Origin of the sequence: Tetragenococcus koreensis, assembly GCF_003795145.1 — a bacterium.
GTDB classification, from domain to species: Bacteria; Bacillota; Bacilli; order Lactobacillales; family Enterococcaceae; genus Tetragenococcus; species Tetragenococcus koreensis.
In genome coordinates this window covers 1185669-1203436 of record NZ_CP027786.1, presented here as the reverse complement: position 1 = coordinate 1203436, position 17768 = coordinate 1185669, and the positions used below count along the sequence as shown (strand labels likewise).

The following is a 17768-nucleotide window of genomic DNA, read 5'->3' as shown; positions in this document are numbered from 1 at the left end:
CTCTCGCAAAGTGACGAGAGGTTCAAATTTATTATTTAGTTTCTGCGTTATTTACACTATAGGTTAACCATACAGTACTATCTTCTTTAGTTTCTACATTTTTCAAAGTGAAAGATACGGGTGTATCATCTGTTAAGTTTTCTTTGGTATCAAATAAAGAAGGGGAAGTAGCTGAAGCATCAGCTGCTGGTGCGATAACTACGCTTACTTCGTCACAAAGACCCGCTTGAATGAAAGACCAATTCAAAACGCCGCCTCCACCAAGCATAACTAAGTCCATATGGAAAATATCCTTTAGTTTTTGTAAAAGTAATTCCATATCTAAAATTTTCCTCATTGGTGAAATTAATTTTTTGTGTCACATATCCCATCAATATTTATGTTTATTGGAAGCAACTTCTTCGATGTGCCACCAATAATTCATAAATTGGAGGCACATCGCCTGATGTCGTCCCAATAACTCATAAATTGGAGGCACATCGCCTGATGTCACCCCAATAATTTACAAATCGGAGGTACATCGCCTGATGTCGTCCCAATAACTCATAAATTGGAGGCACATTGCCTGATGTCCCCCCAATAATTTATAAATCGGAGGTACATCGCCTGATGTCACCCCAATAATTTACAAATTGGAAGCACATTGCCTGATGTCCCCCCAATAATTTATAAATCGGAGGTACATCGCCTGATATCCCACCAATATTTTATGGATTGGGGCCACATTGCTTGATGTGCCACCAATAATGTTATTATTTTAAAACTAGCTCAAATATGATGCACCAATTTTCACTTTTGTATGACTCCTTTAAATTGTTTGACAATAAATAAGGTTTCACTAGTTGTTTCCATATAATTGTGTAAAAAGAAAGAGATCATATCCATCTCTGGTACAATGTAATTTACCCAGAAAAACATTGAAAAGGAAGATGGATATGACCCAACTTAATATTAATATAAATTTTGAAGAATTAACAGAGGCTATTATGCAAAGCGATATGAACATGATGATGAAGTCTTTAGCTGTGACGGTATTTAACGCTTATATGGAAGTCGAAAGGGATGAATTTATCCAAGCGAAAAATTATGAGCGCAATGATCATCGTTTGGATTATCGGAATGGGTATTACGAACGAGATTTCACTTTAGCCGTAGGAAAACTCCGCTTGAAAATTCCACGTACTCGTTCGGGCGAGTTTTCCACGAAAATTTTTGAACAATACCAACGAAAAGACCAGGCTTTTGTATTAAGCTTAATGGAAGCCGTCGTCCAGGGAGTATCGACGCAAAAAGTAACCCATATCGTTGAACAGTTATGCGGCGAATCAGTATCGAAGTCGTTTGTTTCTAACACGATGAAACGACTCGATCCGGAAATTCAAGCCTTTAAAAATCGTTCCTTAACCTACAGTTCCTTTCGATATGTTTATGTCGATGCCATGTATATCAAAGTTCGTGAAGACCATCGAGTGGTCAGTAAAGGGGTTTATATCGCCCAAGGAGTGAATCAAAAGAATCGACGAGAAATTTTAGGATTTCAAGTCAGCGAGGAAGAATCCACCACGAGTTGGAAAAGGTTTTTCCAAGACTTGCGTGAACGGGGCTTGACCCAACCTCGCTTAATTATTTCCGATGCTCATGCGGGGCTAAAAAAAGCCATACAGGAAATCTTTACCGGTACTGCATGGCAACGTTGTACCGTCCATTTCTTACGAAATATGATCGACCAGATGCCTAAGAAAAACAATCAAGAAGCTCGCTATCATCTGAAAAAGATCTTCCGCGCCAATACCTTACAAGAAGCGAAAGAAGCCCGTCAAAAGTTCGAAGATCACGTGCAAGATGATACGCGTTATAAAACAGTATTAGCTCTTTTAGATCAAGGCTTTTACGATGGTTTACAATATCTAAGTGAACCAGAAGATTATCACGTTTCCTTACGAACAACGAATTCCTTGGAACGTTTAAACCGGGAAGTTCGACGACGAGAAAAGGTAGTCTCTATTTTCCCTAACGTTGATTCCGCCGAACGTTTAATTGGTGCGGTTTTAATGGATATTCATCAAGCATGGCAAAAAGCCCCCAGAGCGTTTTTAAAAGGGCCTGTGCTAGGAAAGGAGGACACTTCTTCAGAAGATGAAACCTAGAAGAAAACGAGTTACGATTGGACAATGAATGAAGGCATGGTATTCGCGAATAGCGAAATGGGCGCCTGTTCTTAGGTTGAAGACCGAAGGAACAGCCCAAGATCACCATGCCTGAATAGATTCGTTGTCAAATCTGTCCCCTGCTTAGACCTAGAATACGCTTCGAGAGAAAATAGAATCATAAAATTAGGGTGTAGATTGCATTTGTACTTTTACACAAGATTTCGGGCTTGACCAGATCACTCTCTCAAAATTTATGTTTTTACATCGTTTTATCCAATCGAACTAAAATCATGGTTAATGATGTCGACTAATTTGAACTGATTATTTTCAAACTCAAATTTTAAAATACAACACTCTCTTAACTTGCTTTTTTGCTCAACTTCACTAGTGTGAGCCCAGTAGCGCATGAATTGACGACAGGACGCGCCATGAGAGACTGCTAAAACTGTATCATTTGGTTCTTTCTTCATAAAATCCATGACAGTTTCCGCTACTCTTTTTTTCAAATCCATTTCACTTTCTCCGCCATAGGGAACAAAAAAGTCGCCATAAGGTAAAGAAGGATTTAAAAATTCAGGTTCTCCTTCAAATACACCAAAATTCCATTCTTTTAATCCCTTCAAACGTGTATAGGGGATATCCGTAATTTGTTCCAGTGTATCGGAGGTTCGTTCAGAAGTTGAACAATAAGCACTCTCAATTTGAATGTTGTTTTGTTTAAAATACTCGGCAGCGATCTGCGCTTGTTTAAACCCTGTTTCGGTCAAAGGCGCATCACACCAACCTTGTATTTTGTGCAATTGATTAAAAAGTGTTTGCCCATGTCGCATTAAATAAAGAGTCTTCAAGTTCAATCTTCCTTTGTTTAAACATCTAATTTTCTTGATGCTAGTGATTTAATTTGTTCTGGATCACTATGGGAGAAGAATTGGCTTTCTCCAATGTTTAATGTAGCAATTTGTTTTTTGTCTTCATCTGATAATTGGAAATCAAATACATCAAGGTTTTCTTGCAAACGTTCAGGTTTTGTTGTTTTGGCCAAAACAACGACTTCTTGTTCTACTAACCAGCGAATAACAACTTGGCCAACGGATTTATTGTATTTATCCGCAATTGAAGTTAAGACAGAATTATGGAACAAATCATTTTTCCCTTCTGCAAATGGCGCCCAAGCTTCTGGTTGAATCCCTTCTTCTTTTAGTGCAGGAATCGTATCTGCTTGTTGTTGGAATGGGTTTACTTCAATTTGATCCACTTGAGGCACTGTTTTATTAAATAGAGTTAAATCAACCGCACGGTCAACCGCAAAGTTTGAAAGCCCAATAGCTCTAACTTTTCCAGCTTCTTGTAGTTCTTCCATTGCCCGATAGGCACCGTACACGTCATTGTAAGGTTGATGCAATAACAATAAATCAACATAATCTAATTGCAAGCGATCAAGAGAACGTTGGAAAGAAGCTAATACACCTTCATAAGTTGTATTTTCAATCCAAATTTTTGTCGTAACAAATAATTCTTCTCTTGCAACGTCAGCGCGTTGAATTCCTTTTCCGACTGCTTCTTCGTTCAAATACGATTGCGCTGTATCAATATGACGATAACCAGCATTAATTGCATTTGTTACGGATTCTTCCGCTTCTTTAGGATCTGTAATTTGAAAAGTCCCAAATCCCAAAATAGGTATTTCTACGCCGTTGTTCAATTTAAGTGCGTTTTGCATGTTTATTCCTCCTCGTAAAATCTATTTTCATTCTAAAGTATAAAGTGCACTCCATGGCAAGAGAGAGGAATTATTAAAATTTTATTTTCCAAAGTTCTTCTGCGGTTTCAGAAGTCAATTCACCCGATTGAAACATCGCTATATGGTCATCATAGGTTTCGATTTTATAAGAAAGTAGGTTACGCACACGCTGCATTTCTGCAATTTTTCCCTCGATTTCATATAACTGGTCTTCTAATACTTGCTTTTGTTTTTTCCGTTCGGGTCCTTTTACTTGTGATAGCCTAGAAAATTCCAGCAGTGACTCAATTGAAAGCCCAGCATTTCGTAATGATTTCATCAAATAAATCCAATTTAGGGTTGAATTGGTATAAATCCGGTAGCCGTTTGCATTTCTTTCAATAGGAGGGATAATTCCTATTTTTTCATAATAACGAATTGTAGAAATTGAAATATCCAACATTTCTGCCACATCTTTACTACGTAACATCATTCGACCTCTTTTCAGTTCATTTATTTACTAGTATCTAGTTTATCACGATTTTGTTTTTGTTCACAATTGTATATTGTTAGTTGCCATAGCGGTTTGCGCAGTTATTTTGCCGAACGTATTCTTAAACAAAACGGATTTCATGTGCAAAATCTAAACGGCGCTTTTGCTCTTTATAAAGCAGTACGACCAGAAAAATTAGTTTATCCAGAATAGACAATAAAATAGCACCTACTGTCGGCTGCTTAAAGGAAATTTCAAAAAAGTTTATGTTTTTCGTTGACATATGTAAACGTAAACTGTATATTAAGAGTGTAATAAAAATTACAAACGTAAACGGAGGAGATCATATGAATCACATGGATCATATGCATCACGATGAAAGTGGTCATCTACCACCAGGCATTAAGGTAGCGACAAACGCAAAATACCCTGTAGGAGCTAGGATAGAATTATTAACTGATCATATGTCGGATATGTATCATGCTAAGGCGATTGTTGATGGTGTATATGATACGACGGTGTATTCTGTTACTTATAATGATACAACTACAAATGAACAAATTACAGATCATAAATGGGTTGTAGACGGTGAAGTAAAATATGAAGGTAGTGTTGAGGTTGGAGAGCAAGTAACCATTCTTGCAAAGCATATGCCAGGAATGCAAGGTGCTACCGGAACAATCGAACGCATGACAACAGAACCGGTTTATATGATTGATTATTACTCATCTGATCAAGATCGTTGGATAAAAAATCATCAGTGGGTTGTTGAAAGTGAGATCAAAGCTGGGGAAGAATAAGCCATGCAAGTAACAAATGCCAAGTGGCCAGTAATGAAAATTGTTTGGACCAAAGAAGTGATCACTAGTAAAGAAACGGTACAATCATTGCAAGATAAATTTGAAGCGATGATCAATGAAAAACGGCAACACACTGTGAAACAAGTAAAATGTATGTGTATATAAAATTTAGATTTTTGGAGGAAAATTATTATGACTACGAATACTTATCGAGTGCCAGATATGTCTTGTGCTCATTGCAAAGCCAAAATTGAAGAGGCAGTAAACAGACTAAGTGGCATTCAAGATGCTAACGCGAATGTAGACACAAAAAGGTTAACAATCACGTTTGATGAAAATGCCGTGCAATCTGAAAATATTGAAGATGCTGTGAGTGAAGCAGGTTATACAGCGGAAAAAGAGTAGCTAGTAATTGATTGAGGTTAGCGTTCATTTATTTTCAGTAACGATACATCAAAGGTATCATAGCCGATGAAAGCTTTTGTACTAGCCTCAATCTTTTACAAGGAGGATGAAAAACTTGTTGAAAGATACATATAACATAGAAGGAATGACCTGTGCTTCATGTGTCCAAGCTGTTGAAAAAAGTGTAGGAAAACTTAGCGGTGTTGACGATGTTGCGGTCAATTTAGCCACTGAAAAAATGGATGTTTCTTACGACTCAACTGTAGTTGCCGGAAAAGACATTGAAGATGCTGTTTCAAATGCGGGTTATAAGGCACTTAAAAATATTGCAACACAGTCTTTTGAAATTGAAGGAATGACCTGCGCTTCATGTGTACAAGCGATTGAAAAAAGCGTAGGGAAAGTGGCGGGCGTTGACGATGTCGCAGTTAATTTAGCCACTGAAAAAATGAATGTCAGCTACGATGAAGATGTCATCACAGCAGGCGATATAGTCAAAGCGGTGCAGGATGCAGGTTATCAAGCTGCAGTTGAAACTACTAACACAAACGTGACTGATGATACAGATAAAAAACAAAAACACATGAAAGATCTGTGGATTCGGTTCGTAGGGTCGGCTATTTTTACCGTACCACTATTATATATTGCGATGGGTCCAATGCTTCCATTTGGTGGATTGCCGCTTCCTGAATTCCTCGATCCGATGCAACATACGATTACATTTGCAGCGACTCAATTGGCTTTAACCTTACCCGTTATTTATTTAGGACGTTCCTTTTACACAGTAGGCTTTAAATCATTGTTTAAAGGCCATCCTAATATGGACTCGTTAATCGCAATTGGAACCACTGCTGCGTTATTACAAGGCATTGTGATGACGGCGCTTCTAGCGATTGGTCGGGTAGAAGTTCATCACGGACATCCTGATTTATACTTTGAATCTGCGGCTGTTATTTTAACATTAATTACTTTAGGTAAATATTTAGAAGCCGTTTCAAAAGGGAAAACATCAGATGCCATTAAAAAACTGATGGGATTAGCGCCCAAGACAGCGCGTGTGATCCGTAATGAGGAAGAAAAAGAAATTTCGATTGATGAAGTAATGACGGACGACATTGTTGTCGTTCGCCCAGGGGATAAAATTCCAGTTGATGGCGTATTGGTTGAAGGAAGTTCAGCCGTCGATGAATCAATGATTACTGGTGAAAGCATCCCGATTGAAAAAAATATGGGTGACAATGTCGTGGGCGCAAGTATCAATAAAAATGGTTCTTTCCGCTTTAAAGCAACTAAAGTAGGAAAAGACACGACTTTATCACAAATTATTAAATTGGTAGAAGATGCCCAAGGTTCAAAAGCACCGATTGCTAAATTAGCGGATAAAGTTTCGGGGGTATTTGTACCTATTGTGATTGGTTTAGCTGTGCTTTCTGGCTTAGCTTGGTTCTTTTTAGGGCAAGAGTCGTGGGTTTTTGCTTTAACGATTACCATTTCCGTTTTAGTGATTGCTTGTCCTTGTGCTTTAGGCCTAGCTACTCCTACAGCTATCATGGTAGGAACTGGAAAAGGCGCTGAAAATGGTGTCTTGATCAAAAGCGGAGACGCACTGGAAGAAGCTCAAAAGGTCCAAACCATTGTATTTGATAAAACAGGAACGATTACAGAAGGAAAACCTATTGTTACCGATATTATTAACTACAACGGCTATCAAAAAGAAGAGGTTTTAGCATTAGCGGCTGCTTCTGAAACAGGTTCTGAGCATCCACTAGGCGAAGCCATCGTGGAAAGTGCTAAAGAAAGCAAATTAAAATTACAAGCGGTCAAAGATTTCCAATCGATTCCAGGGCATGGTATTCAAGTTATGGTAGATAATCAAACGATTTTATTGGGAAATAAAAAATTAATGACAGAAAATGAAATTGCGATGTTAGATGCGCAAGAAGTTTCCGATCGATTAGCTGGTGAAGGAAAAACGCCGATGTTTATTGCAGCTGATAGTCAATTGATTGGCATTGTGGCAGTGGCAGATACGATCAAAGAAAATAGTATTGCAGCGATTGATAAACTGCATAGTATGGGCTTGCAAGTTGCGATGATTACAGGTGATAACAAACGGACAGCTGAAGCCATTGCGAAACAAGTTGGAATTGATCGGGTCTTTAGTGAAGTTTTACCTGAAGATAAAGCCAATGAAGTACAAAACTTACAAAATGAAGGGCTTCATGTCGCGATGGTCGGTGATGGCATCAATGACGCGCCTGCTTTAGCGCAATCCAATGTAGGTGTGGCGATTGGCTCTGGTACAGATGTTGCGATTGAATCTGCTGATATTGTGTTGATGCGTAGTGACTTGATGGACGTACCAACAGCGGTTGAATTGAGTCGAGCCACCATTAAAAACATTAAACAAAATCTATTTTGGGCTTTTGCTTATAATACAATTGGCATCCCGGTTGCAATGGGCGTCTTACTCTTATTTGGCGGACCGTTACTTAACCCTATGTTTGCTGGGGCTGCGATGAGTTTAAGTTCTGTTTCTGTCTTACTAAATGCCCTGCGTTTGAAAGGATTCAAACCAGCCAAAACAAAAGAAACGAAAACCCAAACAAGAGAAATGAAAAAAGCAGTCGCTTAATATGAAATATCTATCAAGAGGTCACATGGACTATTCTTGATAGATATTTTTTTAGCGTCTCTGATATACAGGACAAAAGTTGACGAGTCTAGGAAAAAAGGCTAGGATTTAATTATATAAAACAGAAGGGAAGGATCATGTGTCTGGAGAAATTTTACTAAATGTTAAAGAATTAACCGAAGCTGTTCAAGCAATTATCAAACTTTATCCTAAAAAGGGAACAGAATTAAATTATGAAACGAATTTTCAACTGTTATGTGCTGTTATTTTAAGTGCGCAAACAACCGACATATCCGTCAATAAAGCAACACCAAAATTGTTTGAAAATTTCCCAACGCCTGAGAAAATGGCTGATGCTTCTTTAGAAGAAATTCAAAAAAATATCCGAAGCATTGGCTTGTCTAATAACAAAGCGAAATTTTTAAAAAATATGAGCAATGCTTTATTAGAAAAATTTGAGGGGCAAGTTCCGGCTAATCGAGAGGATTTAATTTCTTTACCAGGTGTTGGTAGAAAAACGGCGAATGTTGTTTTAACGAACGGTTTTAATATACCTGCTTTTGCTGTAGATACGCATGTCAATCGTGTGACGAAAAAACTGCATTTTGTTTTTCCAGATGCTTCTGTAGAAGAGATAGAAAAAATCATCTCAGAGAAACTTCCGGAAGAAATGTGGTATCCAGCCCATCATTCTATATTGCTTTTTGGGCGTTATCAGTGTATAGCACGCAAGCATGACCATAATGAATGTCTCAAACGGATAAAAGAAAAAATGCCAAAAAATGAAATCGCTGAAACTGCTTTTGAAAAAATGTCCATGGGAGAAACCGACCGTTCAACCACATCTATTTGAAACGCTTATTATGTAAACTGCGTTTGAACGAAGTGAGGATAAATGCCTCGGTTTTTGCGATTTCAGTGATGACAATTTTAGGAAAGAAGGGAAAAAATGCGATCAAATTACGACGATCCCAATTTTTTTAATGCTTATGCCGAAATGGATCGTTCAAAATACGGTCTAAAGGGAGCAGGAGAGTGGCATCGTTTAAAAGAAGTATTTCCCAACTTTGTTGGAAAAACAGTCCTAGACTTAGGCTGCGGTTATGGCTGGCATTGCAGATATGCGGCTGATAATGGTGCTAAGCAAGTAGTTGGCATTGATAATTCAGAAAAAATGATTCAGCAAGCACAAACCATGACCCAAAATATGAATGTCCAATATAAAGTAATGGATATGTTTGGATTAGAATAACTGAATCAGACTTTTGATGTCATTATTAGTTCACTAGCGATCCATTATGTTAAAGACTATCTTGGTTTAATCAAGGGAATCTATGGGCAACTTGCACCTGGCGGGAAACTGGTGATGAGCGTTGAGCATCCTATTTTTACGGCGCAAGGTTCTGAACAGTGGATAACTGATTCAGATGGAAAAATTAGCCATTGGCCAGTAGATCGTTATTTTTCTGAGGGAGCTAGGAGCACTGATTTTTTAGGCTTTTCAATTACAAAATATCATCGTAGCTTAACTACCTACGTCCAGACATTACTTAAACAAGGGTTTGTTCTTGATGATTTGGTTGAGCCAAAGCCGCCACAAGAAATGTTAGATGCAAGTAAAGAAATGCAAGAAGAATTACGTCGGCCGATGATGTTGATACTAGCGGCACATAAAGTTTAGTAGAATTTTATAACGGGGATTGAAGCAGTGCAGTAGTCACTGTCTCAATCCCCGTTTTTATTAGTTATGCAAAGTTTTCTAAAACGATTTTTCCAATGGTAGTGTCTGATTCCAATTGTTTGTGTGCCTTCTTCAAATTTTCTGCATTGATAGGACCGTAATTTTGGTTGATAGTTGCATGAATTTCTTTTGCATCAATCATGCGCGCAATATCATTTAAAAAATTATGTTGGGTTATTAAGTTCGTTTGATAGTTCGATTTGGTAAACATAAATTCCCAAGTAAATGTTGCGCTTTTGTCTTTTAACAAACCTAATTCAACAGGTTTTTCAGTTTCCACAATGGAGCAAATTTTCCCTAAAGGAGCAATAACATCTGCCATTGCTGACCAATGTAACTCTGTCGAATGTAAACAAAGAATGTAATCAACTTCGGTCATGTTTATTTTTTGTAATTGGGGTGCAAAGTCTTGGTGATGGTCAATCACAAAGTCTGCGCCTTGTTTTTTCACCCAATCGCGAGTTTCTGGCCGAGAGGCAGTTGCAACTACAGTCAAGTCTATGCTTTTTGCTAATTGAATGGCTACAGAACCAACACCGCCAGCGCCGTTAACGATTAATAATTTTTTACCGACATTTTCGCTTTTGTTTTGAGTAAGTCCTAAATGCTCAAATAATGCTTCATAAGCGGTTAAGGAAGTCAGCGGTAAAGAGGCTGTGGCCGCAAAATCCAAGGTACTTGGTTTTTTTCCGACAATTCGTTCATCGACTAAGTGAAATTCGCTATTTGCTCCTTGACGATTGGCAGCACCAGCATAAAAAACTTCATCGCCAGGTTGAAATAGAGTGCAATTTTCCCCTACTTCTTCTACGATGCCAGCAGCATCCCAACCTAAAATTTTGGGTTGTTCTTCAACTTTATCTTTCGGCCCCCGTATTTTAGTATCAACAGGATTGACTGAAATTGCTTTGACTCGTACGAGTAAATCCTTATTCGTTGCTTGCGGTTTAGGGATGGTTAAATCTAGTAAACTTTCTGGATCATCAATTGGCAGGTAACGGTAGAGCCCGACAGCTTTCATTGTATTTTCCATAAAAACCCTCCTTGTCTTATTCTCTTTATTGTAACATTATTTGCTAAAATGGATGCAATGGCTTGCTTTTAAAGGTATGTGTCAAATTTTTTGAGGTTGAATAAAAAATGACCTTTGGGACAGACACTTTTTGTATTTTTTTACCTCACGTTCGTTCGGTTAGACCTCATGATATCTAACAAAAACAAGTTTTTATTAGATATAATTCGGTGTCGTTATTAATTGCTCCAATCCTTTGGCGAATTGGCCTAAAGGGGCACTTTTAGCTTTTCCTTCACCAATTTGGCCCTTAAATGCCCCTTCATGCGTTTGAAAGTTAGGCTTTTTCTGTACCCAACGTTTCATGGCTTTCCAACGCTTTTCCTGGGCGAGTACATCATTCGGTAAGGCTTCATATTGGTTCAACCAACCGTCAAATTCTTGGTTTCTTAAACTATCAATGACACGCATCATGGCCTGCGCCCCTGTTTTTGTCCATAAACGACCTTGGCGCTTCATCCGGTAGGTCATCTTCCGATGGGTACTTTCGATTGTGCCAATACAAGCTTTGGGATCCACGATTCCTCGGGCTTTCCGAGGTTTTAAATACGGCCAATTCCTTTGAAGATAATGATGGAGTAAGCGCAATTGTTCCAAGGATTCGGCTTCCTTTTCTTCGATCAAACTTTCCGAGGTATCTAAGACAAGCTGGACCTCTTGCCAATCATAATGTTGGATCGCCTGGATCATCCGATTTTGAAGTTGCGGGACAAAAGACAGGCGTTCTTTGATTTTCCGATGGACATGATACCGATCACGAAAGTGTTCATGACGTAAACAGCCTAAGGAAAGTTCATCAAACACAGCTTTTTCATAGCCTGAACCTCCATCACTATTGGAAACGACAACGGTATTTGTTAGATCATAATGCGCTTGAATATAGTTCATTATTTCTTTTTGCGCTTGTTGTCGATTGAGATGACTGACAAAGTGAGGAGCGATCATTTCCGAGCGATGCCCGACTTTCTGGCTCCCTTCACTTACTTGAAAACGATGGATTTCCAGCGACTGCTTCTTCTGACCGCCAATCTTCACTCCGTCGCCTTCTAGATATAAGTAGGGCACTTTTTTCTTAGAAATGTCCCCTCGTAACGACTTTCATGGGTACTTCGTGTCTGAACCAGTTCTCCGGTTTTGACCACCAGTTGTTGCACATTTTGATGGCTCATACGCCAAGAAGTCAAACAGTCGATCGCTTGGGAGACGTGACGGTAGACCATCGTTGTCCCCAATTGGGAAACGTTGCGTAGCACAAGAGAGCTATAACGGAGGCTCTTCCGAATACCCAGAAATTCATCCAAAGGATAACGAATTTCATTGGCTTGATTTTTCATTCGGCGGCGAACATAGGTCACGGTGCCAAATAAGAAAGTCACCGTTCGTTCACTTTTACGGTCCACTTGAAAGCCTTCCTTTTTGCATTGGGCCGAAACCTCCGCATCGAGAATTTGGAAGGCAAGTTGTGTTATCGTCGCTAGGAGTTGGGCAAAAAAGACCATCATGGCTTTTTCTCTTGCTAAAAAATTCGTTTCCTTCTTCATTACTTCAACTAAATCTGTTACAATAGACTCCATAAGAAACCGCCTCTGTTATTAGTGCCTGTCACAGCCCAATAACTAGAGTAACGGTTTCTTTTTTATTCGTCTAGCATTAACCTCAATAAATTTTACACTTAGCTTTTAAAGTTTTATTATAAAATCTTTACACGAAAGCAGTCTTTCTTTCATAAATTATTCATAATTAGAGATTACTATAGACTCATACCAACAAAATGTCTTTTATAAGACAACCCTAACACTTTTTCATTTTTACTCCTTGCCTGTCGATGATTATCGGCAGGCCTCTTTTTATTCAATAAGAGAAAGGGTTAAGGGGATATGCTTTGGCTAAGAATGTATTATTTGGGGGGCTTAAAATGAAGAGTTTACTTTGTTTTAATGAAACTAAGAACAAAATCATGTATAATAGAAACGACGTGTATATAAGTGTTAAATAAACGAGGTGAAATTTTTTGAAAAAAATATTATTAGTTGATGATGAAAAACCAATTAGTGACATTGTCAAATTTAATTTGACAAAAGAAGGTTATGAAGTTTATACAGCTTACGATGGGGAAGAAGCATTAACACAGGTAGAAGAAGTACAACCGGATTTAATCCTGCTTGATTTAATGTTACCTAAAGTGGATGGTTTGGAAGTAGCGCGTGAAGTTCGTAAATCACATGAGATACCTATTATCATGGTAACAGCCAAAGACGCAGAAATTGATAAAGTCTTAGGACTGGAACTAGGCGCTGACGATTATGTAACAAAACCGTTTTCTAACCGAGAACTGGTGGCACGTGTCAAAGCTAACTTGCGTCGGGGTTCATCCAGCGGCAAGGGAAACGAACAACCTGCAAATGTAGAAGTTACAGTGAATGATATTACCATTCATCCTGATGCTTACATGGTAACAAAAAATGGGGAAGAGATTGATTTAACTCACCGTGAGTTTGAATTACTTCATTATTTGGCACAGCATATCGGCCAAGTCATGACGCGTGAACATTTATTACAAACAGTTTGGGGCTACGATTATTTTGGTGATGTGCGTACAGTAGATGTCACCGTACGTCGCTTGCGTGAAAAAATCGAAGATAATGCCAGCCATCCAGGCTATTTAGTCACCCGCCGTGGCGTAGGCTATTATTTACGCAATCCAGAACAGGAGTAACGTGATATGAAAAACAAGGTTCGCTTTTTTCGATCGGTGAACTTTAAGATCGCCCTGACATTTATCTTGATTTTACTTATTTCAATCGAGATTATCGGGGCGTATTTTATTCGTGGGTTGGAACGATCGACAATTGAAAATTTTAAAACAAGTATGGATGCTCAAGCAGAAACTTTGGCGGGTACTTTGGGGAACCACTTGGGACAACAAGATGACACCAATAACAGCCAACAAAACAATGAAATCCAACGCGTGCTTGATAATAGTGATTCGCCCGATGTACTGGAAATGAAAGTAGTGGATGAAAGAAACAACATTCGTGCTACCACAAGCGTTTCAGAGCGATACATGGTCGGTCAAAAAAATGATGATCCTTATATTGATGATTTTTCTACGAAAAGTTTAGTAGCCATTGATGAGGGGACTTCTGATCGTGTTCAGATCAATGTCCAGCCGATCCAATCAACAGGGGATACGGTGGTAGGCGCGTTGTATATCAAAAGTAATTTAGAACAACAATATCGGTCGATTAATGATATTGCGCTGATTTTTATTACGGCTTCGGTAATTGCGGTGTTCATCTCGATGATTGTAGCTGTTTTAGTGGCACGTTCCATCACTCAGCCAATTGGTGAAATGCGAGAACAAGCTTTACGAATAGCCAAGGGTGATTATAGTCGAAAAGTCCAAGTTAAAGGAAATGATGAGTTAGGCGAATTAGCGCTCACCTTTAACCAGCTGGGTGAACGAATTGAAGAAACCCAAGAGGCGATGGAATCAGAACGGAATCGATTAAATAGTGTGCTATCGCATATGACCGATGGTGTAGTGGCGACCGATCGTCGAGGAAAGGTGATTATCATTAATGAGATGGCCTTATCTTTGTTAAACGTCGAGCGGGAACATGCAGTCGGTCAATCGATTTTAGAGTTGTTTGATATTGAAGAGAATTACACCTTGCGGAAACTTTTAGAAAACCCGGATGAAATTTTACTAGAACGTTCTTCTGCAGATAAAAATCTGGAGAATGTACTATTACGAGTTGATTTTTCTATGATTCGGCGCGAATCTGGATTTATTTCTGGTTTGGTTGCTGTTTTACATGATGTAACCGAGCAAGAAAAAACGGAACAAGAGCGTCGTGAATTTGTTTCCAACGTTTCTCACGAATTGCGCACGCCTCTAACAAGTACTAGAAGTTATATTGAAGCTTTATCAGAAGGGGCTTGGAAAGACGAAGAAATTGCACCAAAATTTTTGAATGTTACTTTAAATGAAACAGATCGGATGATTCGTATGATCAATGATTTGTTAAATCTTTCCAGAATGGACAGCGGCAATTATCAGCTTCAACTGGAATATATCAATTTTAAAGAACTGGTGAATTTCGTTTTAGATCGCTTTGATATGATGGTAGATGAACATGAAAAACAATATCAAATCCAACGGGAATTTACGAAACGCGACTTGTGGGTTGAAGTTGATACGGATCGGATGATTCAAGTGGTTGACAATCTTATGAATAATGCAGTGAAATACTCACCAGACGGCGGCATAATAACCGTTCGTTTGATGGAAACACACAATAACATTTTATTAAGCATTACCGACCAAGGATTAGGCATTCCACCTAATGATCTTAATAAAATTTTTGATCGATTTTATCGGGTAGATAAGGCACGTGCACGTAAACAAGGGGGCACAGGTTTAGGCCTTGCGATTTCTAAAGAAGTGTTAAAAGCTCACGGAGGCAATATCTGGGTTGAAAGTCGTGAGCATGTGGGCTCAACCTTTTTCGTTAGCTTGCCTTATGAACCTTATGAGGAGGATTGGTGGGAATGAAGTTTTCAAAATATTTTTTGGGGATAGGCTTAGCTTTAATGGTCGCTTTGAGTTTCTACCTTTCTTACCTGATATGGGTTAGCCCGGCCGGTGAAGAACAATCTGTGGTTGAAGAAACTGAAGATACTGAGACACAAAGTCAACAAGACTATACCACGGCTTCCGATGTTTTTTTGCCACTAAAGACAGTAGAAATAAAAGATAATGGGGCTAAAGCCAGTAATACTGAAAGTTTACTAGAAGATCTGCAAGCAAATGTAGCACAAAGTAATTTTGGCTCGTTAGATATTCAATCGTATAATTCAAATGAAGAACTTGCACAACACATGCAAATGTCTGAAGGGCTTGAAATGGATTATGCTGCATTGATTCCTATAGAAAATTATACTGATTTTTTTGATGTGGAATTATCAACAGAAGGAGACGCAGAGGACTTTAGGTTTCAGAAGATCCAACTGGATTTTGAACAGCAAAAAATACGTTTTATCAATAAAAATGATCGTTTAATAGCAGAGGCAGATATACAATCACCGTTGACTGATATCCAAGATACGCTGCAGGAAGAATCAAATGATTGGTATGATGTCGTTAAAGATGAACGGCTTGATTATTTTGAATATTACAATGATGAGCCAGTTGAATTAAAACAGTTTAGTTATATTGCATCTTCGCGACCGTATACAGTTTTCCGAGATTCCTTTTTTACCAATCCTAGGAACCTGCGCAGTAACGAAGATACCGAAGAGCTAAATATTTATGATGGTTCTGAATCGATGGTGATTGAACCAGACGATCAACGCGTTGATTTTCAGGGAGTTATCTCAGAAGAGGATAATTTTGATAAGTATACAGATAGCTATCAATACGTTAGCAGGTTGGGAACAAACTATGGTTCGGTTCGCTTTTTAGACAGCATACAAAATACGGTTGATTACCATATTTTCGTGGAAGGTTTTCCCGTTTTTAGTGACATTGACGAAGGGAAATTTTCTGTTGAATTTTCTGATGCTGGTCAAGGAGGCCAACGAAGTGTAGAAATTCAAGCGAATTTGAATATGATTCAAGTTCCGATTCCTTCAGATAGTGAAGTGGAAGTCCCTTCAGGAAGATCTGTTTTAGAAGATTTGTATTATGCTGGAGCTGACCCTGAAAACATGAATAGCCTGGTTGTGGGCTATAACTGGAAAAATATTGAAGACACAGGTGTGGTTGATTTAGAGCCAAGCTGGCATGTGCAATATGGCAACACTTGGTATACTGCTGAAGACCTTATACAAGAACTACAGGAAAGCGAGGAATAAACAAATGGATTTTAGAAAAATCGGTTGGATTTTTTTCTTTACCTTTCTAGGCCTAAATATATTTTTATTTAGCATTTATAAAAAAGCAGATGACCAGGAGAATGTTGTTTATAGAACTGATCAAAAAGTCCCCATTGAGGATCGGCTGGACTCAGAAGATATAACTTATAGCGGTGATTTCTCGCAAAAGCAGCATAAAGGTTATTATCTGAGCGGAGACCCGACAGATATGAACCAAGCATTGGATGAAGAACGTGAACGTTTAGATGATCCTGATCTTTTGAATGAGCAGACATCGACTGAAGGCCAAACGCTTACACACAATATCACAGATGAAAAAGCTATTACGGAGCCTTCGCAAGCAGCGGATGTTTTAGATCAATTTCTTCAACAAGAAGATCAAGTACTGTTTGGTGAACAGTATAGTTATTTAAAGGATGTTTCAAGTTTTAGCGGGGACTACCCTACCTTGGTCGCGGCTCAAAGTTACGAAGGAATCCCGATAGATGATAGTTCTAGTCGCATAGAAATCGAGCTTTCTAACCAGGATGACAAATTGTCTTTTAATAATTATACGCAAACGCATATTTCTGATTTGGTGCCTTTACGTGAAGCGATCTCTTTATATTCAGAAGAAGAAATTATTAATACGTTGTATGTGAATAATAAAATTCCCAATAACTCTGAGATTAAGTGGCGTCACCTTGCTTATACCTTAACATTGCAAGTACGGGGACAAAATGTCTATGTCCCTGCGTGGTTTGTTGCTATCGAAGATGAAGACGGACAAACGCAAGTTGAAAGGGTTAATGCATTGACCAATCGAATCATTACAAATAGTACAGTTCAAACGGTAGAAAATTCGTAAAAAGGCATGTATAATAGAACCAGCT

15 protein-coding genes and 3 pseudogenes are annotated in these 17768 nt (G+C 38.6%); 12 read left to right on the top strand and 6 right to left on the bottom strand.

The annotated features are described in order from the left end of the window. Positions 1–31 precede the first annotated feature (31 nt). Positions 32–319 carry a dihydrofolate reductase family protein gene (locus tag C7K43_RS05715; protein WP_226996743.1) on the bottom strand — a complete coding sequence of 96 codons (288 nt, stop codon included), beginning with the start codon at positions 317–319 and terminating at the stop codon, positions 32–34. A gap of 616 nt (positions 320–935) precedes the next feature. Between C7K43_RS05715 and C7K43_RS05710 the strand changes: the two genes are divergently transcribed. Then, positions 936–2147 carry an IS256 family transposase gene (locus C7K43_RS05710; protein ID WP_226996741.1) on the top strand — a complete coding sequence of 404 codons (1212 nt, stop codon included), beginning with the start codon at positions 936–938 and terminating at the stop codon, positions 2145–2147. Positions 2148–2419: 272 nt separating this feature from the next. On the opposite strand, the gene C7K43_RS05705 is transcribed toward C7K43_RS05710, so the two are convergent. From C7K43_RS05705 to C7K43_RS05695, 3 genes are all read right to left on the bottom strand, one after another. Then, positions 2420–2980 carry a histidine phosphatase family protein gene (locus C7K43_RS05705; protein ID WP_124007247.1) on the bottom strand — a complete coding sequence of 187 codons (561 nt, stop codon included), beginning with the start codon at positions 2978–2980 and terminating at the stop codon, positions 2420–2422. 35 nt (positions 2981–3015) lie between these two features. Further along, entirely contained in the window at positions 3016–3870 is an 855-nt protein-coding gene (locus C7K43_RS05700; RefSeq protein ID WP_124005984.1) for an aldo/keto reductase, read from the bottom strand. Positions 3871–3943: 73 nt separating this feature from the next. Then, entirely contained in the window at positions 3944–4360 is a 417-nt protein-coding gene (locus C7K43_RS05695; protein WP_124005983.1) for a MerR family transcriptional regulator, read from the bottom strand. Between the two features lie 66 nt (positions 4361–4426). Between C7K43_RS05695 and C7K43_RS05690 the strand changes: the two are divergent. The 7 genes and pseudogenes from C7K43_RS05690 to C7K43_RS05665 all read left to right on the top strand — a co-directional run. Beyond that, positions 4427–4576 (top strand): annotated as a pseudogene (locus tag C7K43_RS05690) (rhodanese-like domain-containing protein); the annotation flags it as partial. Positions 4577–4710: 134 nt separating this feature from the next. Then, positions 4711–5163: a DUF1541 domain-containing protein gene (locus tag C7K43_RS05685; protein WP_168711994.1), complete on the top strand. Its 453-nt coding sequence runs from the start codon at positions 4711–4713 to the stop codon at positions 5161–5163. Between the two features lie 3 nt (positions 5164–5166). Then, entirely contained in the window at positions 5167–5328 is a 162-nt protein-coding gene (locus tag C7K43_RS13190) for a helix-turn-helix domain-containing protein (protein ID WP_157977730.1), read from the top strand. A 27-nt stretch (positions 5329–5355) separates the two neighbouring features. Beyond that, positions 5356–5568 (top strand): heavy-metal-associated domain-containing protein, encoded by a 213-nt coding sequence (locus C7K43_RS05680; protein WP_124005981.1) that lies wholly within the window; start codon positions 5356–5358, stop codon positions 5566–5568. 106 nt (positions 5569–5674) lie between these two features. Further along, positions 5675–8203, top strand: a complete 2529-nt coding sequence (locus C7K43_RS05675; protein ID WP_371859846.1) for a heavy metal translocating P-type ATPase — start codon at positions 5675–5677, stop codon at positions 8201–8203. Positions 8204–8342: 139 nt separating this feature from the next. Then, positions 8343–9056 (top strand): endonuclease III, encoded by a 714-nt coding sequence (gene nth, locus C7K43_RS05670; protein WP_124005980.1) that lies wholly within the window; start codon positions 8343–8345, stop codon positions 9054–9056. A gap of 96 nt (positions 9057–9152) precedes the next feature. Beyond that, positions 9153–9884 (top strand): annotated as a pseudogene (locus C7K43_RS05665) (class I SAM-dependent methyltransferase). A gap of 64 nt (positions 9885–9948) precedes the next feature. Here the strand turns inward: C7K43_RS05665 and C7K43_RS05660 are convergent. Beyond that, positions 9949–10965: a zinc-binding alcohol dehydrogenase family protein gene (locus tag C7K43_RS05660; RefSeq protein ID WP_124007245.1), complete on the bottom strand. Its 1017-nt coding sequence runs from the start codon at positions 10963–10965 to the stop codon at positions 9949–9951. Between the two features lie 207 nt (positions 10966–11172). Next, positions 11173–12590 (bottom strand): annotated as a pseudogene (locus C7K43_RS05655) (ISLre2 family transposase). Between the two features lie 437 nt (positions 12591–13027). Here C7K43_RS05655 and yycF point away from each other — a divergent pair. Genes yycF through C7K43_RS05635 form a run of 4 tightly spaced genes read left to right on the top strand, consistent with a single transcriptional unit; the run spans position 13028 to position 17743 of the window. Beyond that, entirely contained in the window at positions 13028–13732 is a 705-nt protein-coding gene (yycF, locus tag C7K43_RS05650; RefSeq protein WP_124005979.1) for a response regulator YycF, read from the top strand. Between the two features lie 6 nt (positions 13733–13738). Beyond that, entirely contained in the window at positions 13739–15574 is a 1836-nt protein-coding gene (gene walK / locus C7K43_RS05645) for a cell wall metabolism sensor histidine kinase WalK (RefSeq protein WP_124005978.1), read from the top strand. Beyond that, positions 15571–16875, top strand: coding sequence for a YycH family regulatory protein (locus C7K43_RS05640; protein WP_124005977.1), 1305 nt, complete (start codon positions 15571–15573; stop codon positions 16873–16875). The genes walK and C7K43_RS05640 overlap by 4 nt, the downstream gene beginning before the upstream one ends. Positions 16876–16879: 4 nt before the next feature. Beyond that, entirely contained in the window at positions 16880–17743 is an 864-nt protein-coding gene (locus tag C7K43_RS05635) for a two-component system regulatory protein YycI (RefSeq protein ID WP_124005976.1), read from the top strand. Positions 17744–17768 lie beyond the last annotated feature (25 nt).